19 protein-coding genes are annotated in these 23,980 nt (G+C 62.0%); 11 read left to right on the top strand and 8 right to left on the bottom strand.

Going from position 1 to position 23,980, the window contains the following annotated elements; genetic code table 11:
- Positions 1–75 precede the first annotated feature (75 nt).
- The gene (locus tag EI28_RS02360; RefSeq protein ID WP_048112340.1) at positions 76–1,017 is read left to right on the top strand and encodes an ornithine cyclodeaminase family protein; all 942 of its coding nucleotides are present in this window, start codon (positions 76–78) and stop codon (positions 1,015–1,017) included.
- Between the two features lie 771 nt (positions 1,018–1,788).
- Here EI28_RS02360 and tes read toward each other — a convergent pair.
- Positions 1,789–3,258 carry a tetraether lipid synthase Tes gene (gene tes, locus EI28_RS02355; RefSeq protein ID WP_048112338.1) on the bottom strand — a complete coding sequence of 490 codons (1,470 nt, stop codon included), beginning with the start codon at positions 3,256–3,258 and terminating at the stop codon, positions 1,789–1,791.
- Between the two features lie 141 nt (positions 3,259–3,399).
- Between tes and EI28_RS02350 the strand changes: the two genes are divergently transcribed.
- Genes EI28_RS02350 through argF form a run of 4 tightly spaced genes read left to right on the top strand, consistent with a single transcriptional unit; the run spans position 3,400 to position 6,651 of the window.
- On the top strand, positions 3,400–3,900 hold the full coding sequence (locus EI28_RS02350; protein WP_048112336.1) for a CDP-2,3-bis-(O-geranylgeranyl)-sn-glycerol synthase: 501 nt from the start codon (positions 3,400–3,402) through the stop codon (positions 3,898–3,900).
- Positions 3,894–4,406, top strand: coding sequence for an orotate phosphoribosyltransferase (pyrE, locus tag EI28_RS02345; RefSeq protein ID WP_048112334.1), 513 nt, complete (start codon positions 3,894–3,896; stop codon positions 4,404–4,406). The genes EI28_RS02350 and pyrE overlap by 7 nt, the downstream gene beginning before the upstream one ends.
- 26 nt (positions 4,407–4,432) lie before the next feature.
- Positions 4,433–5,725, top strand: coding sequence for a phosphoribosylamine--glycine ligase (gene purD, locus EI28_RS02340; RefSeq protein ID WP_048112393.1), 1,293 nt, complete (start codon positions 4,433–4,435; stop codon positions 5,723–5,725).
- Positions 5,722–6,651 (top strand): ornithine carbamoyltransferase, encoded by a 930-nt coding sequence (argF, locus tag EI28_RS02335; RefSeq protein WP_048112332.1) that lies wholly within the window; start codon positions 5,722–5,724, stop codon positions 6,649–6,651. Before purD ends, argF begins: the two co-directional genes overlap by 4 nt.
- Positions 6,652–7,386: 735 nt before the next feature.
- On the opposite strand, the gene EI28_RS02330 is transcribed toward argF, so the two are convergent.
- Complete coding sequence (locus tag EI28_RS02330) at positions 7,387–7,620, bottom strand: hypothetical protein (protein WP_048112331.1); 234 nt, start codon at positions 7,618–7,620, stop codon at positions 7,387–7,389.
- 12 nt (positions 7,621–7,632) lie between these two features.
- A complete protein-coding gene (locus tag EI28_RS02325; RefSeq protein WP_048112330.1) occupies positions 7,633–9,129 on the bottom strand; it encodes a methanogenesis marker 14 protein in 1,497 nt (498 codons plus the stop codon).
- A 418-nt stretch (positions 9,130–9,547) separates the two neighbouring features.
- Here EI28_RS02325 and EI28_RS02320 point away from each other — a divergent pair, with 418 nt between their 5' ends.
- Positions 9,548–9,952: a pyridoxamine 5'-phosphate oxidase family protein gene (locus EI28_RS02320; RefSeq protein ID WP_048112329.1), complete on the top strand. Its 405-nt coding sequence runs from the start codon at positions 9,548–9,550 to the stop codon at positions 9,950–9,952.
- Between the two features lie 8 nt (positions 9,953–9,960).
- Here the strand turns inward: EI28_RS02320 and EI28_RS02315 are convergent, their stop codons facing one another.
- Positions 9,961–11,148 carry an argininosuccinate synthase gene (locus tag EI28_RS02315; RefSeq protein WP_048112328.1) on the bottom strand — a complete coding sequence of 396 codons (1,188 nt, stop codon included), beginning with the start codon at positions 11,146–11,148 and terminating at the stop codon, positions 9,961–9,963.
- 421 nt (positions 11,149–11,569) lie between these two features.
- Between EI28_RS02315 and EI28_RS02310 the strand changes: the two genes are divergently transcribed.
- From EI28_RS02310 to EI28_RS02300, 3 genes are all read left to right on the top strand, one after another.
- On the top strand, positions 11,570–12,829 hold the full coding sequence (locus EI28_RS02310) for a glycine betaine/L-proline ABC transporter ATP-binding protein (RefSeq protein ID WP_082223057.1): 1,260 nt from the start codon (positions 11,570–11,572) through the stop codon (positions 12,827–12,829).
- Positions 12,816–13,643: a proline/glycine betaine ABC transporter permease gene (locus tag EI28_RS02305; protein WP_048112326.1), complete on the top strand. Its 828-nt coding sequence runs from the start codon at positions 12,816–12,818 to the stop codon at positions 13,641–13,643. The genes EI28_RS02310 and EI28_RS02305 overlap by 14 nt, the downstream gene beginning before the upstream one ends.
- Positions 13,644–14,049: 406 nt before the next feature.
- Positions 14,050–14,919, top strand: a complete 870-nt coding sequence (locus EI28_RS02300; protein WP_048112325.1) for a glycine betaine ABC transporter substrate-binding protein — start codon at positions 14,050–14,052, stop codon at positions 14,917–14,919.
- Positions 14,920–15,537: 618 nt separating this feature from the next.
- On the opposite strand, the gene carB is transcribed toward EI28_RS02300, so the two are convergent.
- Positions 15,538–18,708 (bottom strand): carbamoyl-phosphate synthase large subunit, encoded by a 3,171-nt coding sequence (gene carB / locus EI28_RS02295; protein ID WP_048112324.1) that lies wholly within the window; start codon positions 18,706–18,708, stop codon positions 15,538–15,540.
- Positions 18,708–19,763 carry a glutamine-hydrolyzing carbamoyl-phosphate synthase small subunit gene (carA, locus tag EI28_RS02290; RefSeq protein ID WP_048112323.1) on the bottom strand — a complete coding sequence of 352 codons (1,056 nt, stop codon included), beginning with the start codon at positions 19,761–19,763 and terminating at the stop codon, positions 18,708–18,710. The genes carB and carA overlap by 1 nt, the downstream gene beginning before the upstream one ends.
- Positions 19,764–19,877: 114 nt before the next feature.
- On the opposite strand from carA, the gene EI28_RS02285 reads away from it, so the two are divergent.
- The gene (locus EI28_RS02285) at positions 19,878–20,789 is read left to right on the top strand and encodes a flavodoxin family protein (protein WP_231476540.1); all 912 of its coding nucleotides are present in this window, start codon (positions 19,878–19,880) and stop codon (positions 20,787–20,789) included.
- Between the two features lie 28 nt (positions 20,790–20,817).
- Positions 20,818–21,162: a hypothetical protein gene (locus tag EI28_RS02280; protein WP_048112322.1), complete on the top strand. Its 345-nt coding sequence runs from the start codon at positions 20,818–20,820 to the stop codon at positions 21,160–21,162.
- On the opposite strand, the gene EI28_RS02275 is transcribed toward EI28_RS02280, so the two are convergent.
- Both EI28_RS02275 and ilvD read right to left on the bottom strand, forming a co-directional pair.
- Positions 21,159–21,740, bottom strand: a complete 582-nt coding sequence (locus EI28_RS02275; RefSeq protein WP_048112320.1) for a carbonic anhydrase — start codon at positions 21,738–21,740, stop codon at positions 21,159–21,161. The two genes, EI28_RS02280 and EI28_RS02275, sit on opposite strands and share 4 nt — an antisense overlap.
- A 336-nt stretch (positions 21,741–22,076) precedes the next feature.
- A complete protein-coding gene (ilvD, locus tag EI28_RS02270) occupies positions 22,077–23,720 on the bottom strand; it encodes a dihydroxy-acid dehydratase (protein ID WP_048112318.1) in 1,644 nt (547 codons plus the stop codon).
- Positions 23,721–23,980: the final 260 nt, after the last annotated feature.

The raw sequence follows: 23,980 nt of genomic DNA, 5'->3' as shown, positions 1-23,980 counted from the left end.
GAGTAGTTCTATGCATCTCTCCATCGAATCGAGGAGAACGGCAAGGCGGCTCTGCCTTCGCGGGGTGATCGACCTATGAAGTATTACCCGGTTCATGCCGGATACCCGCCGTATGCCGAGGTGAACCCGGCGATTGAAGCAGCCTTTGCCGAGCACGGGAGAGGCAATGTTCAGATGCCGCCGAAGGTCTACGTGACGTTCGTCGAGAGCGGAGATTTCCGGACGATGCCGGCATACCTCCCGGCCCGGGGGATTGCCGGGGTGAAAATCGTCAACGTCCACCCGCATAACCGCACGAGAGGCCTTCCCACCGTCATGGCGCTCACCGTCATCATCGATATAAAGACCGGTACCCCGACGGCGATCATCAACGCCACCGAACTCACCGCGCTGCGAACCGGGGCGGCGGGCGCCATTGCGGCGAAGTATCTCGCGCCCCGCCACCCCGTCACCCTCGGGATCGTGGGGGCCGGGCGACAGGCGGAGGCGCAGGTCGAGGCGACGGCCGCCTCGCTCGCGATCGAGGAGATCCTGGTCTGGAGCAGGACTGAGAAGAGTGCGGAGGCTTTTGCAGCGCGTTACTCCGACTACAATGCCCGGAGCGTCTCGCTTGAGCGCGCCTGCGACTGCGACGTGCTGACCACGACGACGCCGTCGACGAAACCGGTCGTGATGGCGGACTGGATCCACGAAGGGACGCACATCAATGCGATCGGCGCGGACGCCCCCGGCAAACAGGAACTGGATCCCACGATCCTGGAGAATGCCGAGGTCTTCGTCGACGATCCCGGCCAGGCAACCCACTCGGGCGAGGTCAACGTCCCGGTCGGCACCGGGTACTACGACCCCGCCCGGATCGCGGGAACCCTCGGCGAGGTCGTCATCGGGAAGAAGGGGCGGTCGTCCCCGGACGCCATTACAATCTTCGACTCCACCGGGCTTGCCATCCAGGACCTCGCCATCGCCGCCCTCGTCCTGCGGGACGGGGACGGGGGATACGAACTGCCGTTTCCGTGACGCTTGCACGAGGCCAGATGATTGGGTGTCCATGCTGTATGAATGAAGATGACCCCGTCTTTGCCAAACTTGCCCCCGCCTCATCGGGGGAGAAATCCACCCGGCCCTCCCCCGCCCACGCTGGAAGGGGGCAGTCATGGCGATAGCCGGTGGAAAAAACATGGTTCGGGGCGCATACATCACATTTCCAGTATCTCCCCGGTGCAGTGGACCGTGAGGGTATCGCCACTGGGGTGGGGCTGACGGGGAGGGGGGACACGCCCCCCTCCCCTGTCTCTATCGCATATGGTTTCTCCCGGTATCACCCACCACTTCGGTATATCTGTAACCCCCACCCCGCCCGGCCTTCGGCCTCCTCCTCCGCACCTTCGGTGCTCATGCTCCGGCCCTATGGCCCGTCGCACCCCACACCTCGGGGCGGGGGCAGTCATGGCGATACCCGGTGGGCAGCCGTGCATGGTTCTTCTCCAGGTACTCCCCGTACACTGGGCTGTGAGGGTATCGCCATCGGGAGAGGGGCCGACGGGGAGTGCGATGTTCCAGAGCGCGACTGCCAGGACGGCAGGAGCATCCCCCCTGTCTCTATCGCGTAAGGCTCTATCAATAGCCCCCACCCACACCAGATTCAGCGAAGTTACAATCTCCAATACTTCGCGCAAAAGATAGGGTGCACATAAAAAGCCGCCGGGGGGGAGTGCGAGCGAAGCGAGCTTGAGCACCGTTAGGTGCGAGCGAGCAGTCACTCCTCCCCGTCTCGTATAAGGCAGGCGGTCACTCGTCCTTCTGGGGCTGCGCGAAGGCTTTCCAGACCTGCTCGCGGTAGACCGGACCGCTGTTGTAGGTGCAGAACGGGATCAGGCGGCCGTCGGGGGTCGCGTAGTGGATGCAGCACCGCTGCACCCGGGAGAGGTCGTAGTTGTACCGGTCCATGAAGTGCATCGTGCCGATGAAGAGGGCATTCCAGTGAAACTCACGCAGGGCCTCGAAGTTCTGCATCACGAGAGCCTTTGCTATCAGTTTCACGAACTCCCCGGTGTTCTTCTGCTCCGCCTTCCTCGTGGAGCCGTAGAGGTCTTTGACCCCCTCGACGAGGGTCACGTACTTGTTGAGCGAGCCGCCTTTCGCGAGTTTCGCCGTCATCTTCTCGACCGACTCGAAGAAGGCATCGACGTCCACCATCTTGTTGACCGGAACCATCCCCTCGTCGGTGACGAAGACATAGGTCGCTGCGCCGCAGTGCTGGTGCGTGGTGAACGAGATCTGGGGTTTACCGGTATAGGCCTCGACGAGTTCGGAGATCGGGACGACACAGGGCACCGGGTAGAAGTAGTCCTTCTTGATCACGCCGTCCGTCTGCTCCTCAATCCGCTCCGCAAGTTCGGGGATGGTGATCCGTTCGTTCCTGACGTCATCCTCGCTTGCGGCCCCGGTGAACGCCACCGGCTGGTAGTTGACGCCCCGGATGGTCTTGATATGCTCGGCGGCGTATTTGATGATGGCGCCCACCTCGTGGTCGTTCCTGCCCTTGATGACCGTAGGCACCAGCACCACTCCCATGCCGATCCTCTCGCAGTTCTCTATTGCCCGCCAGTCACTCGCGAGTTTCGAGTTCGTCTCGCGGGACACGCCATCGAAGTGGAGGTAGACGGTGGAGAGCCCGGCCTCTTTGAGCTGCCGGGCGTAGTCGGGGTCCTGTGCGAGCCGGATACCGTTCGTCGCGACCTGCACCTGGGACATCCCGAGTTCTTTTGCCTTCCGGATGATCTCGGGCAGATCATCGCGCATTGTCGGCTCGCCGCCCGAGAACTGGACGGCAGGCGCCGGTACAGGCTTTTCCTCGCGCAACATGCGCAGCATCCCGATGACCTGGTCGAACGTCGGTTCGTAGACGTAACCGCATGCCCTGGCGTTCGCAAAGCAGAAGTCGCAGTTGAGGTTGCACCGGTTTGTCAGGTCGATATTCGCGAGCAGCGTCGTCGACCGGTGGTTTTCACAGATGCCGCAGTCGTTCGGGCATCCTGCCGGGGAGACAACCTTCTGCGGGTTCGAGATCCCGTTTCCGATACGCTCGTAAGCATCGAATCTCCGGTACATCTCTGCATCGGACCAGTAGAGGCCCCGGTACGCGCCGTGTTCGGGGCAGGTACGGACCAGCCAGACCTCCCCCCCCTCCTCAACGATATCGGCATCGAGCACGCGACCGCATGTTGGGCAGAGGCTCTTCGTCTTTTTTATCAGCATTCTCTCACCGTGCCCACCTTTCATTCGTATCTCATGTTTCGACACTTTAATCTTTATATTTACTGATTGTACTGAATATTGACAGTTATCAGTACAGACATCGGCTACTGGATTTTTTCCGGGCTCGCGGCACTGTGGATCATGATTCCGGCATACGTGCCGAATTCGGCGGCTGCACTCTTCGGCGGCGGGACGCCCATCGATCTCGGGCGGACGTTCTCCGACGGGAGAAGGATCTTCGGCGACGGAAAGACGTACCGGGGATTCTTCGGTGGCGTCCTCTCGGGGGTGCTGGTGGGTCTCATCGAGATCTGGGCGGCTGCCGCGTTCTGCCTGGGTGCTCTCCCCCAGCAGACGTTCCTCTCCGTCACCCTCCTTGCAACCGGCGCGCTCCTCGGTGATCTCGCAAAAAGTTTCCTGAAGCGGAGACTGGGCAAGGGTCGGGGTGAATCCTGGTTCCTGGCCGACCAGTACGACCTGGTCGCCGGTTCCTTCCTGCTGATGCTCATCTTCGACCCCCAGTGGTTGTTCGGAACCATCACCTTACCCATCGCAGTCTGGATCATCGTCATGACGCCTCTCCTGCACCGGGTGGTGAATATTATCGGTTATTACATCGGAGTTAAAGAGGTACCATGGTAAACCCAATCGCGACACTGTTGCTTGAGTGTGGGGCTATCGAGTTTGGGGAGTTCGTCCTCGCCTCGGGAGCCCAGAGTTCTTACTACATCGACATAAAAGCTGCGACAACGAACCCCGCCATCCTCAGGGAGATCGGGAAAGCCATTGCCGAAAGGGAAGATTTCGAGATGGTTGCCGGCGTAGCGGTCGGTGCCGTACCGATCGCCGTCGCCGTCTCGCTCGCGAGCGGCCGGCCGTATGCCATCATCAGGAAGGAGGAGAAGGGTCACGGAAAATCCGGGACGATCATCGGCGATGTTACCGGGAAAAACGTGCTGCTGGTCGAGGATGTGACCACATCAGGGGGGAGCGCCCTCTACGGTCTTGAGGCCCTTCGTGCCGCGGGCGCGCACGTCGACCGGGTAATGACCGTCGTCGACCGGGAAGCGGGCGCTCGCGAGGCGCTTGCAGAAAAAGGCGCGTCTCTTCTTGCACTTGTGCGGGTCAGCGAACTGCTGGACGGATAAACATTTTTTAAGAGCGGGCAAATATGATGGATATGAAAGTACTCGTTGTAGGCGGTGGTGGCAGGGAGCATGCGATCACCAGGGCGCTTTCCTGCAACAGCGACACGAAGATTTTTTCTGTCATGGCACGCAAGAACCCGGGAATTGCCCGGCTCGCGGAGCGGGTGCTCCTCGAAAAAGAGACCAATATCGAGAAAATACTACCATTCGCCACCAATTGCGGAGTTGACGCCGCAGTCATCGGACCGGAGGCCCCCCTTGAGGCGGGCATCGTCGACCACCTTGAGACGGCGGGGATACCGTCTCTCGGGCCGACGCGTGCCGCGGCCCGGATCGAGACGGACAAGGCGTTCTGCCGCCGGCTGATGGAACGGCACGGAATCGCGGGGTGCCCTGAGTACCGGGTCTGCCGCGACCCGGAGGAGGCACGGCGGTTCATCGAGTCCTACGACGGCGACCTCGCGGTCAAGCCGATCGGGCTCACCGGCGGGAAGGGCGTGCGAATCATGGGCGAGCACGTCGATGTGGCGGGGGCGGTCGAGTATGCCCGGGAGATCGGGGGGAGCGTCGTCCTGGAAGAGCGGCTCGTGGGGGAGGAGTTTACCCTCCAGGCGTTCGTCGACGGCGAGCACCTGGTGCCCATGCCGCTCGTGCAGGACCACAAGCGTGCATACGAAGGGGACGTGGGACCGAACACCGGCGGCATGGGCTCCTACTCCCTGGAAGATCACATGCTCCCCTTCGTCTCCCGTCGGGACTACGAGAAAGCCCTCCGGATCATGACAGACACGGTCGCGGCCATGCGGGCCGAGGGGACGCCCTACCGGGGGATCCTCTACGGCCAGTTCATGAACACCCGCGAAGGCCCGAAAGTCATCGAGTTCAACGCCCGCTTCGGTGACCCCGAGGCCATGAACGTTCTCTCGCTCCTGGAATCGGACTTTGCCGGGATCGTCGGCCACATCATCGCGGGCGATCTTGCGCCGTCGCACGTCCGGTTCGCGAACAAGGCGACGGTCTGCAAGTACCTCGTCCCCGAGGGCTACCCGGAGGCGCCAAGGGCGAACGAACCGCTCACCCTCGGCGACTACGGCGACGCCCTGCTGTATTACGCAAGCGTCGAGGAGCAAAACGGGACGCTCCATACCCTGACGTCGCGGACGCTCGCGTTCGTCGGGAGGGGCGAGACGCTCGAGGAGGCCGAGGCGATAGCCGAGAAAGCGGCATCTTCCGTCTCGGGAAGCGTTTTTCACCGCAGGGACATCGGCACACCCGAGATCCTCGAGAAAAGGTGCCGTCACATGAGGGAGATTTTATGAAGAAGGATTTTCTCTCGCTCCTCGATATCGACGAGTACGAACTCGAGAGCATCGTTGCCGACGCAGTGCGCCTGAAGAGACTGAAGTCCGCGGGAACCGCGCACGAATTCCTGAGGGGCAAGAGCCTCGGGATGATCTTCGAGAAGGCGTCCACCCGCACCCGGGTCTCGTTCGAGGTGGGGATGTCCGATCTCGGCGGCCACGCGCTCTTCTTAAATCCCCAGGACATGCAGCTCGGGCGGGGCGAGGAGATCCGGGACACGGCACGGGTCCTTGCCCGCTACGTCGATGCGGTGATGATCCGCGCCTACAGTCACGCCACCATCGAGGAGTTCGCCCGCTACGCGAACGTTCCGGTCGTCAACGGCCTCTCCGACCGCCTGCACCCCTGCCAGGTGTTGGCCGACATCATGACCCTCAGCGAGCGGTTCGGCGATCTTCACGGCCTGAAGCTCGCGTGGGTCGGGGACGGCAACAACGTCTGCAACTCGTGGATCCTCTCCTCCGCCCTGACCGGGATGGAGGTTGCGGTTGCCGGCCCCCCGCGCTACCGGCCGAAGGACGAGATCGTCGACCGGGCACGGGCGGCGGGGGGTAAGGTCACCATCGTCACCGACCCAAAAGATGCGGTCAGGGACGCGGACGTCCTCTACACCGACATCTGGGTCTCCATGGGCGACGAACAGGAGCGTGCCGAGCGGCTGCAGGCGCTCAAAGGCTACACGATAGACTCCCGCCTCCTCGCGCAGGCGTCCCCCGACGCTCTCGTGATGCACTGCCTCCCCGCCCACCGGGGCGAGGAGATCACCGACGAGGTGATGGAGGGGCCGCAGAGCATCGTCTGGGACCAGGCCGAGAACCGGCTCCACGCGCAGAAGGCGCTCCTCGTGCGCCTGATCGCGGGTGGGATGGCGTCGACGGACTAAAACACAACTGCGCCCGTTCCGCCCGGGGTTCGACGGGTGAGAACGGTTATGGGCTCGTTCCGGCCGGGGGTTATGGTGTCCCCTGGCAGGGGAACCCGTCAAAGGATTTTCAGCGAACTGTGCAACTCGCACCAGGCAGTGCTTCTGTTGCCAGTTCTGAGGAATCGTTGCGATTCGAAACCAGGTAACATCTCAAGCTCGAACATACGCCCTGGCCGTGAGAAATCCCGGGACACTGGATCGTGGGGGTATCGCCATTGGGGGAGGGGCTGACGGGGAGGGGGCATGCCCCCTCCCCTGTCTCCACTACATACAGATACTCCTGTAACCCCACCCCACCCGCGCTTCGCGCTCCTCCCCCGCCCAGGGGGCGGGGGTAGTGCGTGGCGATATGCGACTGGCCGAAGGGTGCGATGGGCTGAAGGGCCGGAGCTGGAGAAACCCAAAGGGTTTCGGGTCAGGAGCACGAGCACCGCAGGTGCGTAGTCCCCTGGAAAGCCGTGTATGGTAATAGGCGGTGCTCCAGTAAGAGCAGAGTTTGAGCACCGATAGTTCGAGGTGCGTAGAGCCCTGAAAAATCCTTGAACGAATTTTACTGCCAGGAAGGCCCCGAGATCCCCTCAAATAGCCCCCGTGCGGCAACTCCCTCTCATACCACCGCCCGGTCTTCACCGTGCACCCCAAGGCTATGCCTCGCGGCGGCAATCCCCGGCGCACAAACAAAAAAAGATGCAGTTATTCCGCGACGAACTCTTTGAGCTGCTCAAAAAGGTATTTCTGCACTTCTTCGACGACTTCCTTCTTTCCGCGGAACGCAATCAGTTCCCGTGCATCTCCGTCCATGTTTGCGAACGACATCTTCCGCTGCCGGCGCACCACTTCGACGTCATACTTCTCGACGACGTCGTAGATCATCTTCCGCGGCACACCGGGGGGAACGAGCATATCGTAGAGTTCTTCTTCAGCCATGGTTACCAGATCCTACTTTCCTATTTTGATCCGGCGGGACATAATACATGGCCCTCCCCGCACGCCGCCGAGTGGTGCTTTCGGTTTCCCGAGAGAATTCATGCACCGGCCCATCAGTGCCGCTCCCCGGGCAAGACCGTCGTCCACGAAGACCAGGTGGTCGTTCGGGGTATCGTAGAGATTCCGTTCGGCGACACCTGCAAGGATGTACTCGGGCTTCCTCCCCGATATCGCCGCACGCCCGGTGAACCCGATCGACGAGTTCGGCGGAACCATCCCTCTCTCGACGGCGACGTCGATGAGCCGGAGCGCCATCCTCGCGCAGACCCGGTCGACGACCTCGGTCAGCATCGCCACGCCGTGTTTCTCGTGGATATCGCGCCCGATTGCCTCAAGATCCGGCATCCCGCTGCCGTTGACGCCCGAGTCGCATCCGATGAGAGCAACGCCCGACTTGTCGGCCATGTCCGCGCAGACCGGAACCCGCCCGAACCGCGTCCGGTCGGTGGGAACAATCCGGATATCGATATGCTCGTGGCAGCGGTCGACGTACTCCTCGACGACGGAACGTTTCCTGCCCCCGAACGCGCCCCTGATGCTGTGGTCGCCGAAGAGGTCGAGCGCGGTTCCCGTCTGGTCATTCACGAGCTGGGTGCCCCGGACGATCGCGTCCGGTATGGCGCCCGCGAGCCCGCAGAAGTTCCCGGTCGTCTGCGCAAACGGGTTCGGTTCATCGGGAGCGACATCACTCGTGATCCGCCCATCAAGCGTCGTCCCGAAGTCGATGGATATGCAGGGGTTCCGGAAGTCGACCGGCGTCCACTTTGCGCCCTCCTTGATGCCCGCCATCGCAAGCTCCCCCTCCATCTCGTTTGCCACCATCTCGACACCGGTGCACCCGACCGGCGGCACGACGCCGGCCACCGCACCGACGAAGACCACTTTATCGGCAAACGAGAACTGCCGGAGTTTCGGCGGGAGGTTGTCGATCGACATCGGCGGGGTCATCTTCCGCGGGGGAACGCCTGCTTCAAGGCAGCCGTTCGCAAGAGCAATGACGAAGTCCCCGACCTGGTCGGGAGAGTCCATCGCCGCCACGACGCCGGTGCTCCTGACGACGAAGTCGAGATCGTCCTTGATGCTCAGGTGAGCCTCGTCGTGGCATCGAATCAGGGTGTCGCGCACCAGTTCCGTAACCGACTCCCGCGTCAGTTCCGTGCCGTCCAGGGTCGCCCCGAAGATCGTCTCGCCCGGTTTCGGTGCCCGGACGTCGCGGCTCATGGTCACGGTCTTGTTGATGACATAGGACCTGCCCGTCTCCAGATTCGTGCCGGTCAGGATGCACTTTGTCGTGGTATTGCCCATCTCAACAGACGCCACGATAAAATAGGGCTTCACCCGGTACTCGGGAACACCCGAGCCCGCCCCATGCGAGAGCGACGGCGGAGGCGGGCTTTCGACGATGTGGGGTGTAGGTTTGAAAAAGCGCTCCAAAAAGCGGGCACACATAGTAGTCGTTTCCCCGTCTGCTACTTTATACCTTTCCATGATTCCATACGGTTCCAGGGACACGGAGAGGGAGGAAACCCCAGGAAGCATTTTCTTCCGGTTCCCGTGACGGCATCCCGGCTTCTCCAGCAAGATTTATTGATTCGGGTGGCGTTTGGCGCCCGGGTTAGAATCCAGGAGTTTGAAGAGGCTTTGGTCTTTGCCGTCCAGGTGGGAGGAGCGTGAGAAGCCGTTGCACCTCCGGCCCCCCGCACCGTGCGAAAGATCGCTTTCGCCGCCATCACGGATCACCACCGAACGGCCGGCACTCCCGGTTCCGGCAGAGCGCTTATATATCGATAGCACGGATAACCACATTACCGGGCAGGTTGCGGCGGCTCTGCCGCGCCCGTTCCGCTTCCAGGGAGAGGTGAACCGCATGGTTGCGCTTTCAGGTGAGATTAAAGAGATATTTACGAAGACCAAAGTCATGCCGATGGCTACCGCGTCCAAAAGCGGTGTTCCGAACGTGGCGCCGATGGCATCGATCCAGCTCGTCGGCGACGATACCATCTGGATCATGGACAACTACATGGTAAAGACGCTTGAAAACCTCAAAGAGAACCCTGTCACGGCGCTCTATTTCTACGACCAGGAGACCAAGCGCTGCTTCCAGGTGAAGGGGGATACGGAGATCAAGACATCCGGCCCCGATTACGAGAAGTTCCGTGACCAGGTGAGGACGAAGGGCCACCAGTACCCGGCGAAATCGCTCATCGTCATCAAGATCACCGACATCTTCGAGTGCACGCCGGGAAAAGAAGCAGGGAAGAAGGTGCTCTAGGCACCCCTTCAACATTTCTTGAGGTTTTGGAGCAGGCGCGCCTGCAGGCCGAAGTAATTCGAGAACCCGACGGCGTGGTTCTGATCGAGCGTCGTCGAGTCGAAGGAGACGAGATCGTCGGAGTAAAGCGCTCCGTCCGAGCTCCGTCCGAGCACCTTCACGCTGCCCTTGTAGAGGCCGACGTCCACGGTGCCGTTCACCCGCTCCTGCGTCTTGTCGATGAACGCATTGAGCGCGTGGAAGAGCGGTTCGTGCACGAGCCCCATGTAGGCGAGTTCCGACCACCTGTCGTCGACGATATGCTTGAACGCGAGTTCCGAACGGGTCAGGACGAGGCGTTCGAGATCGCTGTGCGCGGCGAGGAGGGCGGTCGCGGCCGGGTGCTCGTAGATCTCGCGGGCCTTCAGGCCGAGGATCCGGTCTTCGACCATATCGTTGCGGCCGACACCGTTCCTTCCGGCGATCCGGTTCAACTCCCGGATCAGGGCAAGGCCGGGCATCTTTTTCCCGTTGAGAGCGACAGGAACCCCCTGCTCGAACTCGATACGGATCTCCTCCATCGTGTCGGGAGCATCCTTCGGCGACACCGTCCAGGCGTAGATATCGTCGGGCGGGTGGAAGGCCGGGTCCTCGAGTTTGCCGCCCTCGATGCTCCGGCTCCAGCAGTTCTCGTCGATGCTGTAGGGCTTGTCCTTCGCCACCGTCACCGGGATATCGTGTTCCTGTGCGTAGCAGATCTCCCACTCCCGGGTCAGGTTCATCTCCCGCATCGGCGCAACGATATCGTATCCGGCGGCCCTGAAGATGAAGTCGAACCGGAGCTGGTCGTTTCCTTTGCCGGTGCACCCGTGCGCGATCTTCGAGGCGCCTTCCTGCTTCGCGACCTTCACGATCTCCTCGGCGATCAGCGGGCGGGCAAGCGCCGTGCCCATCGGGTAACCCTCATACGACCCGTTCGCTCGTATCGAGGGGAAGATGCAGTCCGCTACGAACATCTCCTTCGCATCGATGGTGTAGTGGTTGTCTGCAAGCATCCGGCCCTTCTCGGTTGCCCGGGCGATCTCCTCCTCGGGCTGGCCCACGTCGACGGCAACGGTGACGATCTCATCGAACCCGTAGTGCTCGCGCAGGAGGGGGATACAGATAGAGGTGTCGAGACCTCCTGAAAATGCTAGGACGACTTTTCCCTGTTCCATGGTATTGATCTCCGCGTTCCTACCTGCCTGAAGGCAGACTGGAGTAATCTACATTGATATGACTTTTCACCCAATAAAAGAAATGGTATGGACGGACGCACCGGCAGGAATCCCGATCATTCCCTGTTTTTATGCCAAAGGATTGGGCACGGAGGTCCCGGAGGCACTGCAGCAGCGACCACGCAATCCCGGCGCCTGCCTGCGCGGGCGGAGGTCACCGGGGGCCGGGAGAGGACCCGGGATCCGGAAGAATGGGCACTATATAGAAAATAGTCGGCACAATATAGATAAATCACGGGATAAGGAGCATTCATGCAACCCAGCGTTTAAAAAACATCAAAATGGTCCAAAAATTAAAAACCGTCCGAAATGAATCGGATTTTAAGGAACCCGAAAATATAAAGCAGATAACATAGAAATCGTGAAGCTGGAGGGGTCCGTCATTTTTGAGGAGATACCCAGAGAGAGCACAAGATCATTACAACCAATAATCAGCGTCAGGGACCTGACCAAGGTATTTGGGCAGGACCCGGAAAAGGCACTGGAACTCCATAGAACAGGCCGCTCGAAACAGGAGATCTACGAGGAGACCGGCTCGACGCTGGCCCTCGATGACGTTTCGTTCGACGTCATGCCGGGCGAGACGTTCGTACTGATGGGACTGTCCGGGAGTGGGAAATCAACGCTCCTGCGCTGCATCAACCGGCTCATCGAACCCACCGCGGGCGAAATACTGCTTGACGGCGAGGACATCGTCGGCATGGGCCAGGAAGAACTCCGAACGACCCGGCGGAGCAAGCTCGGGATGATCTTCCAGAGTTTTGCTCTCCTTCCGCACAAGACAGTTCTCGACAACGTCGCCTTCGGCCTTGAGATCCAGGGCATTTCGGCGGAAGAACGGCACACAAAAGCCGAGGAAGTGCTCCAGATGGTGGGGCTCGGGGGCTACGGGGGGAGCATGCCTGACGAGCTCTCCGGCGGGATGAAGCAGCGCGTCGGGCTTGCCCGCGCGCTCACCAGCGACCCGGATGTACTCCTGATGGACGAAGCGTTCAGCGCTCTCGATCCCCTTATCCGCAGGGACATGCAGGATGAACTGCTGGACCTCCAGCAGCGGCTCGGCAAGACGATCATCTTCGTCACCCACGACCTCGACGAGGCCCTGAAACTCGGCGACCGGATCGCCCTGATGAAGGACGGCGCAATCGTGCAGGTCGGCACGCCGGAAGAGATCCTGACGAACCCCGAGAACGCCTACGTCGAGAAGTTCGTCGCCGACGTCGACCTCACGAGGGTTCTCACAGCAAGCGAGGTGATGCGCCGCCCCGAGCCGGTCGCCCAATGTACCGCGGGCCCGAGGGTTGCCCTGCACCTCATGGAGGAGCACGACATCCTGGGGATATTCGTGATCACGCGCCAGCGCATACTCCAGGGCCGGGTGACGCTCGACGCCGCCGCCGAGGCGGTCAAGAAGGGCAAACAGCTCGCCGACATCCTCATCACCGACGTTCCCGTCGTGGCTCCCGATGCATCGCTTGGCGACATCATATCGCTGATCGTCGAGAGCCCCTATCCTGTGGCGGTGGTGGACGATACCGGCAGGCTCAGGGGCGTCATATCACGTGGCGCCATCCTTGCTGCTCTGGCAAGAAAGGGGGAGGATGTGAATGCAACTGCCTAAAATTCCTATTGGAGATGCCATCGAAGTGCTCGTTTACTGGATCGAGCAGTACTTCGGCTGGCTGCTCGATGCCATCAGCGGAGGGCTCGGGTTCCTCATCGGCGGGTTTCAGAGCATCCTGATCGCCATACCGGCACCGATCCTGATCGTCCTGGTAAGCGTGCTGGTCTGGTTCGTCACCCGGCGCGACATCAAACTGGCAGCGCTCACCGCGCTCGGCCTGCTGCTGATCTGGGATCTCCAGCTCTGGAACCTGGCCATGCTCACCCTGGCGCTCGTCCTCGTCTCGACGATCGTCGCGCTCGCGATATCGATCCCGCTCGGTATCGCGGCCGCAGGAAGCGACACGATCAATGCAGCGCTCCGGCCGATCCTCGACTTCATGCAGACGATGCCCTCGTTCGTTTACCTCATCCCCGCCGTGATCTTCTTCGGCATCGGGAACGTGCCGGGCACCATCGCAACGGTCGTCTTCGCAATACCGCCGGCATTGCGCCTCACCAACCTCGGGATCCGGCAGGTGCCGATCGAACTGATCGAGGTCGCGGACGCCTTCGGTTCCACGCCCCGGCAGAAACTCCTCAAGGTGCAGCTCCCGGTTGCGCTTCCCACCATCATGGCGGGGGTGAACCAGTGCATCATGCTCGCCCTCTCCATGGTCGTCATCGCATCGATGATCGGTGCCAGAGGGCTCGGCTACCAGGTGCTCGTGGGCATCCAGCGGGTGGATATCGGCGGGGGGTTCGAGGCGGGGCTTGCCATCGTGATCATCGCGATCATCCTTGACCGGATCACCCAGAACCTCATGCCGTAGCACAATGAGAGGTCGTGACCGGGAAAAGCGGATCGGGTCCCACATTTTTTTCGCGAACTTCCCGTGCACCGGACAACGGCAGAACGGCGACGTCGCCTGCACATCGAGGATTATTTCCCGGCTGCACGCACTTTAAAATCCAGTTTCAACCGGGCTCCGTTCGCCGAACGGAACCCGCAAAACCTATATATGGTTAAGGCCATACGTTGAACCGGTCAAAAACTGGCCTTTTTGCTCTGGGGTGCAAACACGCCAGGAGTGGCATCTACCGCCACCTCTGCTCGATATCCGGGTCATCGGTGAATCGCCGTCCCGGACAGTTCGTGAGAACCCGGAACCCCACAGAGCCGGGTTCTGAATGCAATCTACCCGCCTTCTGGCGGGACAAAAATCTATAAGGTGAATTATGGTTCGAAAAATTGGAAGCCTGCTCGCACTGACGGGCTTAATTCTGACACTCTGCCTCTTCTCTGCCGGCTGCACCGGTACGGAAACTGAGGCAAAAAAGGTCAGCATCGGCTACGTCACGTGGGACTGTGCAATTGCCAGCAGCAACGTGATGAAGCAGGTCTTTGAAGAAGCGGGATACGATGTCAAAATGGTCGCAGTCGACGCAGGACCGCTCTTCCAGGCGCTCGCCAGCGGAGACGTCGACTTCACGACGACCGGATGGCTCCCGCACACCCATGCGCACTACTGGGAGCAGTACGGCGACCAGATCGATTACGTCAATGAAAACATCCCCGCAGCGGCACGTATCGGGCTTGTCGTCCCGACTTACGTGACCATCGACTCGATCGAGGAGATGAACGGTGTCTCTGACCAGTTCGACGGCCGGATCGTCGGCATCGAGCCAGGTGCGGGCATCATGACCCGGACCGAACAGGCCATCGATGAGTACGATCTCGACTACGAGCTGGTTTCAAGCAGCAGCGCCGGCATGGCGGCGGAGCTGGGTTCCGCCATCAACAATGAGGAGTGGGTCGTGGTGACCGGGTGGTCGCCGCACTGGAAGTTCGGCCGCTACGATCTCAAGTTCCTCGAAGACCCGAAGGGCGTCTACGGCGGAGCCGAGGACGTCGTGACCCTCGCGCGGCAGGGCCTGGCGGAAGACGACCCGGAGGCCCACGCCATCCTTGAGCGGTTCGAGTGGACCGGCGAGGACATCGCGTCGGTCATGACCGATATCGCGGACGGCATGCCCGAAGAGGAAGCCGCACAGAAGTGGGTCGACGCCAACCGCGACAAGGTCGACGTCTGGCTCGGGAACGCATAACCCCCTTTTTTTTGCAAAAAATTCTCACGCAACCGTCTAGGTGTTGCGTTGCTAACCGCAGGCAGTGTGACCTCTGACAGGGGTGCTTTCACCGCCGGGAACCGATGTAGTCTCACGCGAAGAGCGAGCGAAGCGAGCTTGAGCACCATTCAGAACGACGTTTCTTTGGAATGTCATTCGCACCTGGCGGTGCTCATGTTCCCTCCCCACAGGGGAGGTCGCACTTCGCGGCTTCGCGTCCTTCGCGTGAGACTGTTTCGGTGCTCAACCTGACTACCTCACGCGAAGCCGCGAAGAACGCGAAGATCGGTTATCCGAGAGGAACTCTCCTTCGGAGCCTGATGGCTTCTCATGCTCCCCCCACAGGGAAGGTCGCACCTCGAAGACCTTCGGGTCTTCTCACGCTCCTGCCCTTCGCACCTAACGGTGCTCGCGCTTCCGCCCCGCACCTTCGGTGCTCCTGCTCCGTTCCTACGGAACATCGCACCCTTCGGCCGGTCGCGTTCGGCCCGTCGCAGCTCGCACCTACGGTGCTCAAGATCGCTACGCTCGCTCTTCGCGTGAGATGAACTGGATGAGAACACTGGAAGAAAAAGAAAGGGTGGTAAGATCCCGGGATCACGCCAGCCCGTGGTAGTGCCCGAGCGGCTCGATAGTAATCTCCTCGCGCTTGATGGCGTCGATCGCCATCGCGGCCGCCCGCGCCGCCTGGAGGGTGGTGATGTAGGGTATGCCGTAATCGACGGCGGCCCGCATGATCTGGATGTGATCCTGCCGGGACGCCTTGTCCGCCGGGGTGTTGATGATCAGCCGGATGTTGCCGGAACGCATCGCGTCGATGACGTTCGGGGAACCTTCCTGGACCTTCCGCACAAGGTTCGCCTCGACGCCGTTCTGGGTGAGGAAGTCGACCGTCCCGCTCGTCCCGTAGAGTGAGAGGCCGAGTTCCCGGAGTTTCCGGGCGACCGGCAGGAGTTCCTCTTTCTGCTCGTCCGTCACCGAGATGAAGACGTTGCCGCTCGTCGGCAGGGTGTTCTCTGCAGCAGTGCATGCCTTGTAGTAGGCACGGCCGAAGTCGTAATCGATGCCCATCACCTCGCCGGTGCTCTTCATCTCCGGGCCGAGGACAGTGTCGACGCCGGGGAGTTTGTTGAAGGGCAGGAGCACCTCTTTGACCGCAACGTGCTCGATCTCCCGTTCGGCAACATCCATATCGGCGAGTTTGCGCCCCACCATCACCTTCGCCGCGATCTTCGCGAGCGCGATGCCCGTCGCCTTCGCGACGAACGGCACCGTCCGGCTCGCACGCGGGTTCGCCTCCAGGACATAGACCATGTCGTTTCTAACGGCATACTGGATGTTGATCAGCCCGAAGACCCCGAGGCCGAGAGCGATCTTCTTCGTGTAGTCGCGCACCCGCGCGATCACCGAGGGCGAGAGGGACTGCGCCGGTATGACGCAGGCCGAGTCGCCGGAGTGGACCCCGGCCCACTCGATGTGCTCCATGATGCCGCCGATCAGGACGTCCGTCCCGTCAGAGACCGCATCGACGTCGACCTCGACGGCATTCTGGAGGAAGGAGTCGATCAGCACCGGGTGCTTCCGGCTCACCCGGACGGCCTCCTTGATATAACTCTCGAGTTCGGCCTCGTCGTGGACGAGTTCCATCGCCCGGCCGCCGAGGACGTAGGACGGCCTGACCAGCACCGGGTAGCCGATCTCCCCGGCCATCTTCCGTGCCTCCTCCTCGGAGTAGGCGGAACTGTTCGCCGGGCTCGGGATATCGAGCCTGGTCAGGAGCCGGCTGAACCGGTCGCGGTCCTCCGCCGCATCCATGGCATCGGGCGACGTGCCGAGGATCTTCGTCGCCAGACCGAGACGTTTGATCTCCGCTTCCAGCGGCACGGCCAGGTTCACCGAGTTCTGGCCGCCGAACTGGACCATGACGCCGTAGTAGTCGTCCTTCTTGAGGATGTTCACGACGTCCTCAAGCTGCATCGGCTCAAAGAAGAGCCGATCGGAGGTGTCGGCGTCGGTCGAGACCGTCTCGGGGTTGTTGTTGACGATATGGACCTCGATCCCCTCTTCTTCGCGAAGCGCCATCACCGCGTGGACGGTGCAGTAGTCGAACTCGATCCCCTGGCCGATCCGGATCGGCCCGGAACCGAGGATCAGCACCTTCTTCGCGCCGTCCCGGACGAGCTCGCACCCCTCCTCCCAGGTGGAGTAGAAGTAGGGCGTCGTCGCCGGGAACTCGGCGGCGCAGGTGTCCACCATCTTGTAGGTAGGCGTTCCGGAGAGCGCCTCGATCTCGTCGGCGGTCTTCTTCGTCAGCGCCAGGAGATCTTCGTCCGAGAACCCGTAGCGCCGGGCGACTCTGACGTCCTCCGGTTCGAAATCGGTCTCGAGTTTCCGCTCGAGGTCGACGATGTTCTTGACCTTCTCAAGGAAGAACGGCGTGATCGCCGTGAGTTCGCCAACCTCCTCGATCGTGAAGCCCTCGCGGAAGGCGTCGAAGAGGCACCCGAACCGCTCGTCCGTCGGGGACGTCAGGATCATCCGGATCTCGCTCGGGTTCGTGTGCCGCTGCATGTCGTTGTCGAGCGACCGGAGCGCCTTCTTGAACGCCTCCTCGACCGTCCGCCCGATCGCCATCACTTCACCCGTGCTCTTCATCGCCGTCGTGAGCGTCCGGTCGGCCGACTTGAACTTGTCGAACGGCCACCGGGGCACCTTCACCACCACGTAGTCGATTGCAGGCTCGAAGGATGCCGGGGTGACGCCGGTCACGGTGTTCATGATCTCGTCGAGCCGGAGCCCGATCGCGATCTTCGCCGCGACCCGGGCGATCGGGTAGCCGGTCGCCTTGGAGGCGAGCGCGGACGATCGGGAGACCCGGGGGTTCACCTCGATGATCCGGTAATCGCCGTCACGGTAGGCGAACTGGATGTTGCACCCGCCCTGGACGTCGAGCGCACGGATGATCTTTATCGCGGCGGTCCGGAGCGTCTGGAACTCGTCGTCCCGCAGGGTGAGGATGGGCGCGACGACGACGCTCTCGCCGGTGTGAATGCCCATCGGGTCGACGTTCTCCATGCCGCAGACGATGATGCAGGTATCGGCCGCGTCCCGCATCACCTCAAACTCGATCTCCTTCCACCCGGCGACGCTCTCTTCCACCAGCACCTGATGAATCCGGGAGCGGGCGAGCCCGATCTCGATGATCCGCCGCATCTCTTCAGGCGTGTGCGCCACGCCGCCGCCGGAGCCGCCGAGAGTATATGCCGGCCGGATGATCGCCGGAAGGCCGACCTCACGGATCGCCTCGTCGATCTGGTTCATGCTCTCGAGGATCATGCTCCTCGGAACGGGCTCGCCGATGGCGTTCATCAGGTCGCGGAACTGTTCGCGGTCCTCGCCCCGGTAGATCGCCTCAAGGGGCGTCCCGAGGATCTCGACGCCGTCGAGCGCACCCATCTCCGCAAGTTCCGCCGTCATGTTGAGGCCGGTCTGGCCGCCCATGCCGCTCAGGATCCCGTCGGGCTTCTCTTTTGCGATGATCTTCGCGATGAGTTCGGCCTTCAACGGCTCGATATAGATGACGTCCGCCGTATCGGGGTCGGTCTGGATCGTCGCGGGGTTCGAGTTGACGAGGACGACCTCGACGCCCTCCTCCCGGAGCGCGCGGCAGGCCTGCGACCCCGAGAAGTCGAACTCGGCCGCCTGCCCGATCTGGATGGGGCCGGAACCGATGATGAGAACTTTCTTGATATGAGATTTCTTCGGCATTATGGAATCTCCCTGTATATGCGGTCAAAGAAGTGCATCTCCGTGTCCCGGGGGCCGCCGTGCGCCTCCGGGTGGAACTGGACGCAGGTGACGGCAAGATCGCGGTTCTCGAATCCCTCGACCGTGCCGTCGTTCACGTTCCGGTACGAGACCGTGCAGCCCTCGGGCAGGGTCTCTTCGTCCACCGCGAACCCGTGATTCTGCGTCGTGATGTAGATGCTCCCGTCCTTGTAGCGGACCGGCTGGTTCGTCCCCCGGTGTCCGAACTTCATCTTGTAGGTCTCGGCGCCGAGCGCGAGGGCGGCGACCTGGATGCCCATACAGATCCCGATGACCGGCACCTCGCCGGCGAGGTCACGGACGCACCTGATGGCGTGCGTCGCCCTCTTCGGGTCGCCGGGACCGTTGCTGATGAAGAGTGCGTCGGGCTTTACCGCCATCACCTCGTCCGGTGCGGCGGTGTGCGGGAAGACGTGGATATCCGCGCCCCGGTGGCCGAGGCTCTCAAGGATGTGCCGTTTCACCCCGAGATCGATGACGGCGATCCGCTTTCCGGTCCCGGCGACCCGGTAGGGTTCAGCGCAGGAGACGTTCCCGATGAGGTCGACTTCACCGATCGGGGAGACGGCCCGGGCGCGCCTGACCGCCTCTGCCCCATCGTCGCTGCCGACGATGAGCGATGCCCTGAGCGTGCCGACTGTCCGGGTTTTTATCGTCAGGCTGCGGGTATCGACGCCCGATATCCCGAAAAGGCCGTTTTCTTCAAAATAGTCTGCAACCGAGGGTCGTGCGGCGGGCACCGCGGCGATCTCACGCGCGACGCAGCCCCGCGCATGAACCATCGGACTCTCGAAATTCTGCTGATCTACACCATAGTTCCCGATGAGGGGATACGTAAACATCAAGATCTGTCCGGCATAACTTGGGTCGGTCAATGCCTCCATGTACCCGGTCATCTGCGTCGTGAAGACGAGTTCGCCGGAACATGTCCCCTCAACGCCAAAACCATCCCCTACAACGAATGTTCCGTCTTCAAGACCCAGAACCGCCTTCATGAATTACCATACCATGTGGATCCGATTCCTTATTAACGGTAATGACGGATCGAACGCCGGCCCCTGCACCCCTGCAGGAAACCCGGAACAGCGGGCTCCCGGCCACCCGAAATATTGAAGACCAATGAACTCCAGGAACACACGATGGTCGAGAGCGCAACGGAGAAAAGCCAATCCATCGAGACACCGGAAGGGACGTTTACCGTCAGACTCGTTCTCGATGACCTCGGGCACATCTATCCGGGCATGATCAGGTATACCGTCGAGGTTCTCCACGGCAGCGAAACGGTCTACACCTACGCGATCAACTCCTACGAAGCGCCCCCGGGCTCTCTCTTCGATACCCAGGAAGTGGCGGAGATCGTCTTCTCCCGGCTCGTGCACGACGTTGCATCCCGCCCTCACGCCTATACCCGTCCCCGCCATTTTACCCGCCCGCTCCCGGAGAGCGGCACGGCCGATGTCGTCATCCTGCAGGGGAGCCCGCGCCGGTTCGGGAACTCCGCAAAGATTGCGTCGTGGTGCGAAGACGAGGCCACACGGGCCGGCCTCTCCTCAAGGATCTTCTACTTGCAGGAGATGGATATCCACCCGTGCATCGGCTGCTACACCTGCTATGACTACGGCTACTGCCCGGTCGAGGACGATATGCCCGGGATCATCCGGGCACTTGAGGCCGCCTCCGTCATCGTCGTATGCACGCCGGTCTACACGAGCACCGTCCCGGCACCCCTCAAAGCGATGATGGACCGCTGCCAGTGGCTTCATGCCCGGGAGAAGATCCTGGGGAAGGAGGTGCACGCCCGCGGTCTGCTCATCGCCGTCGCGGGACGGCGGGGGGCCGAACCGTTCATCTGCGTCACACACGTGGTCGACGCGTTCATGGAGAACCTGGGCATCCTCCCCGCCGAGCCGGTGCTTATCGGCGACCTCGACCGGACCCGGGACGTGGAAGAGATCGAAGGAATCGAGGACGACGTCCGGGCGGCGCTCTCCGCGCTGCTTGCTCCCCGAGACGAAGGATAATATAGCATTCGTCCCCCACCGATGATGCATGGCAGAAGTGACTGTTGAGATTGTTGGGTTTGCGGAATCCGAATGTGGGCCGTTTCCCTGCGACGAGACGAGATCCTGCGGACTCGAGACCTGTTACCCGTCCAATAGCCTGATGGACGCCATCAGTGCCCTGCGCGACGAACTTCTCGCCGGGTATGGCGAGAAGGTCGAGGTGAAGACGACACTGATCGACGAGGGGGTGCCCGACCGCATCAGGGAGATCATCGAAGAACGCCACCCCCCCATCCCGATCATCCTGGTCAACGGCAGGGTCACGTCGATCGGGAGGATCTCGCTCGGCCTGATAAAAGAAGAGATTGATTATGCGCTTGAAGAGTCTTAGAGTATCTTCTTCAACTCTCCGTTCGCAAGGTCGAAGTACAGGCCGTGAATCTGAACCCGTCCTTCTTTTTCCGCAGCCCTGACCGGCGGATAGGTGCGCAGGTGCTCGATCTGCAGGGCGACGTTCTCGAACTCGATGAGCCTGCGCCGGAGTTTCTCCTCCTCGGAGTTTTTCGGCACCTGGATCTTTGCATCGACCCGGCGTTTCGCCTCCATCGCGTTGTTCAGCCAGAGCGGAACGTATGCATCCTTGCTCTCGTGATCGAGCGCCTTTATGGCGCCGCAGTCGGAATGCCCGCAGATGACGATATCCGCGACCTTGAGATGATTGACCGCGTACTCGAGTACGGTCGCGAAATTCCAGTCATGAACCGGGACGATGTTGCCGATGTTCCGCTGCACGAAGATCTCCCCGGCCTTCGCACCGGTGATGCGCTCGGGATTTACTCGTGAGTCGGAGCACCCTATCCAGAGAACCTCGGGGTGCTGGCCTGATGCAAGCGGACCGTAATGATCGGGATCTTTTCTGAAATCTTCTTCCAGGAAGTGCTTGTTACCCTCAAGAAATCTATCGATCATTCTTATGCTCCGTAAACGATATGGGCGACGGTCCCGGACGGGTACGCCCGAAAGGTGGGTTACGCCCCGGGGTTTAAAAATATAGATCGTTGGAATTTCCAGAGAAAACGTGCGGCGATAAAGCGGGGCAAAAAACGTTATTCAGCCCCCGGACGGAGTCGGGGGCACCGGAGCATTCCCGGACGCCGGTGCCCGGGTAGAGGCGCGGAACGCCGAGTGAGTCATCATCTCCGGGTAAACCCGCTTAACCGGGCTAGCTTGTTTAGAAGATGTTCCCCGCCGGGGGTCACGATCCCGGCAGAGAGTATGCGCACCCTTTCCCGGCCAAAAAAAAGGTTACCTCTGGACGGCACCGAGGTTCGCCTGCTCGACGGTCTGCGCGTAGCGGGCGAGCACACCGGTAAGCCGGCGTTCCGGCGGTTTCCAGGCCTTCCGCCGTTTCTCGAGAGCCGCTCTCTCCACGACGAGGTCGAGGCGCTTTTCGTAGAGGTCGATCGCGATCTCGTCGCCGTCCTCCACGAGGGCGATCGGCCCGCCGACCGCGGCCTCGGGAGCGATGTGCCCGATGCACGGGCCCCGGGTGCCGCCCGAGAAGCGGCCGTCCGTCACCAGGGCGACCCGGGCGTAGCCGAGACCCATCAGCGCCGATGTCGGCGAGAGCATCTCGGGCATCCCGGGCCCTCCCCGCGGGCCTTCGTAGCGGATCACGAGGACGTCGCCTTCCGCGATCTCGCGGTGGAGGATCGCCTCCATCGCGGCGTCTTCACCGTCGAAGACCCGTGCCGGTCCCCGGTGCCGCCACATCGCCTCCGGGACGGCGGCGCACTTGACGACGGCGCCGTCGGGAGCGAGGGATCCCCGCACGATCTTCAGGCCGCCGGCCGGGCTGACCGGGGCATCGGTCGTCCTGATCACGTTCGGGTCGGCGACCCGCGCGTCTTTTGCGATCTCGAGGATCGAGCGGCCCGAGACCGTCGGGGCGTCGTCGAGGTGACGCTCGAGCATCTTCAGGACCGCAGGGATGCCCCCCGCCCGGTGGAGAGCAAGCATCGAGTGCGGCCCCCCGGGCATCATGTGGCAGATGTGCGGGGTCACTTCACCAACGGCGTTGAAGGTCTCGAGATCCAGGGGGACGCCCGCCTCCTGTGCGATGGCCATCAGGTGGAGCACGGTGTTCGTCGATCCCCCGAGCGCCATGTCCACCCTGACGGCGTTTGCGAAACTTGCTTCGGTGACAATGTCCCGCGGGCGGACGCCCTCCCGGACAAGGCCGACCACCCGCTCCCCACTCTCCCGGGCTACGCGGAGTTTTGCGGCGTCGACCGCGGGAATGGCCGCGCATCCCGGGAGGGAGAGGCCCAGCGCCTCGGTCACGCACGCCATGGTGTTCGCGGTATAAAGCCCCTGGCAGCTCCCGCACCCGGGCATCGCCGCGCACTCGAGCTCGCCGAGCTCCTCCTCGCTCATCGTCCCGGCGGCGACGCGACCCACGCCCTCGAAGACGTCGATGAGGGAGAGTTCGCGCCCTGCCGCGTAGCCGGGGAGCATGGGGCCGCCGGTGACGACGATCGCCGGGATGTTGCATCGCACCGCCGCCATGAGCATGCCGGGGACGATCTTGTCGCAGGTACAGACACAGACCAGGCCGTCGAACCGGTGCGCCTCGACCATCAGTTCGACGGCGTCGGCGATGTTCTCCCGCGAGGGGAGGGAATACCGCATCCCTTCGTGCCCCATCGCGATCCCGTCGCAGATGCCGATGGTTCCGAACTCGAACGGCACGGCGCCCGCTGCCGCGACCCCCTCCTGCACCTTCTGCGAGATCGACCGGAGGTGGAGGTGCCCGGGGACGATGTTGTTGTACGCGTTCGCTATACCGATGAAGGGCATACCCATCTCACGGTCGGTGATGCCGAGCGACCTGAGCAGCGACCTGTTCGGAGCACGCTGGTAGCCTTTCGTAACCGTCTCACTCCGCATGGTAATCCTCGTATGAGAATAAACGCATGGGGAGAAAAGAGTATTCCGGGTAGCGGGGTGTGGTGCGGGATAGGAGGAAGGAATTTTCCAGCATGGTAGGGAGGTGAGAATTCTCATGTTTGAGAACGCTTACGTCGCCTGTTCCTCCAGTGCTTATATCTTATCAGTCCAGCAGACCCGGACACGGATTTCCAGTGGCTATCGCCACGCACTGCCCCCGCCCCTCCAGGGGGGCGGGGGAGGAGGCCGGAGGCCGGGCG

Source organism: Methanoculleus sp. MH98A (genome assembly GCF_000691865.1).
Lineage (GTDB): Archaea > Halobacteriota > Methanomicrobia > Methanomicrobiales > Methanoculleaceae > Methanoculleus.
The sequence above is the reverse complement of the archived record's forward strand: the minus strand, read 5'-3'. Positions and strand labels throughout refer to the sequence as shown.

Bases quoted from the DNA above. Each gene is read 5' to 3' on its own strand.
- EI28_RS02360 (WP_048112340.1), top strand. From the start codon at position 76: ATGAAGTATTACCCGGTTCATGCCGGATACCCGCCGTATGCCGAGGTG.
- tes (WP_048112338.1), bottom strand. From the start codon at position 3,258: ATGCTGATAAAAAAGACGAAGAGCCTCTGCCCAACATGCGGTCGCGTG.
- EI28_RS02350 (WP_048112336.1), top strand. From the start codon at position 3,400: ATGATTCCGGCATACGTGCCGAATTCGGCGGCTGCACTCTTCGGCGGC.
- pyrE (WP_048112334.1), top strand. From the start codon at position 3,894: ATGGTAAACCCAATCGCGACACTGTTGCTTGAGTGTGGGGCTATCGAG.
- purD (WP_048112393.1), top strand. From the start codon at position 4,433: ATGGATATGAAAGTACTCGTTGTAGGCGGTGGTGGCAGGGAGCATGCG.
- argF (WP_048112332.1), top strand. From the start codon at position 5,722: ATGAAGAAGGATTTTCTCTCGCTCCTCGATATCGACGAGTACGAACTC.
- EI28_RS02330 (WP_048112331.1), bottom strand. From the start codon at position 7,620: ATGGCTGAAGAAGAACTCTACGATATGCTCGTTCCCCCCGGTGTGCCG.
- EI28_RS02325 (WP_048112330.1), bottom strand. From the start codon at position 9,129: ATGTGTGCCCGCTTTTTGGAGCGCTTTTTCAAACCTACACCCCACATC.
- EI28_RS02320 (WP_048112329.1), top strand. From the start codon at position 9,548: ATGGTTGCGCTTTCAGGTGAGATTAAAGAGATATTTACGAAGACCAAA.
- EI28_RS02315 (WP_048112328.1), bottom strand. From the start codon at position 11,148: ATGGAACAGGGAAAAGTCGTCCTAGCATTTTCAGGAGGTCTCGACACC.
- EI28_RS02305 (WP_048112326.1), top strand. From the start codon at position 12,816: ATGCAACTGCCTAAAATTCCTATTGGAGATGCCATCGAAGTGCTCGTT.
- EI28_RS02300 (WP_048112325.1), top strand. From the start codon at position 14,050: ATGGTTCGAAAAATTGGAAGCCTGCTCGCACTGACGGGCTTAATTCTG.
- carB (WP_048112324.1), bottom strand. From the start codon at position 18,708: ATGCCGAAGAAATCTCATATCAAGAAAGTTCTCATCATCGGTTCCGGC.
- carA (WP_048112323.1), bottom strand. From the start codon at position 19,763: ATGAAGGCGGTTCTGGGTCTTGAAGACGGAACATTCGTTGTAGGGGAT.
- EI28_RS02280 (WP_048112322.1), top strand. From the start codon at position 20,818: ATGGCAGAAGTGACTGTTGAGATTGTTGGGTTTGCGGAATCCGAATGT.
- EI28_RS02275 (WP_048112320.1), bottom strand. From the start codon at position 21,740: ATGATCGATAGATTTCTTGAGGGTAACAAGCACTTCCTGGAAGAAGAT.
- ilvD (WP_048112318.1), bottom strand. From the start codon at position 23,720: ATGCGGAGTGAGACGGTTACGAAAGGCTACCAGCGTGCTCCGAACAGG.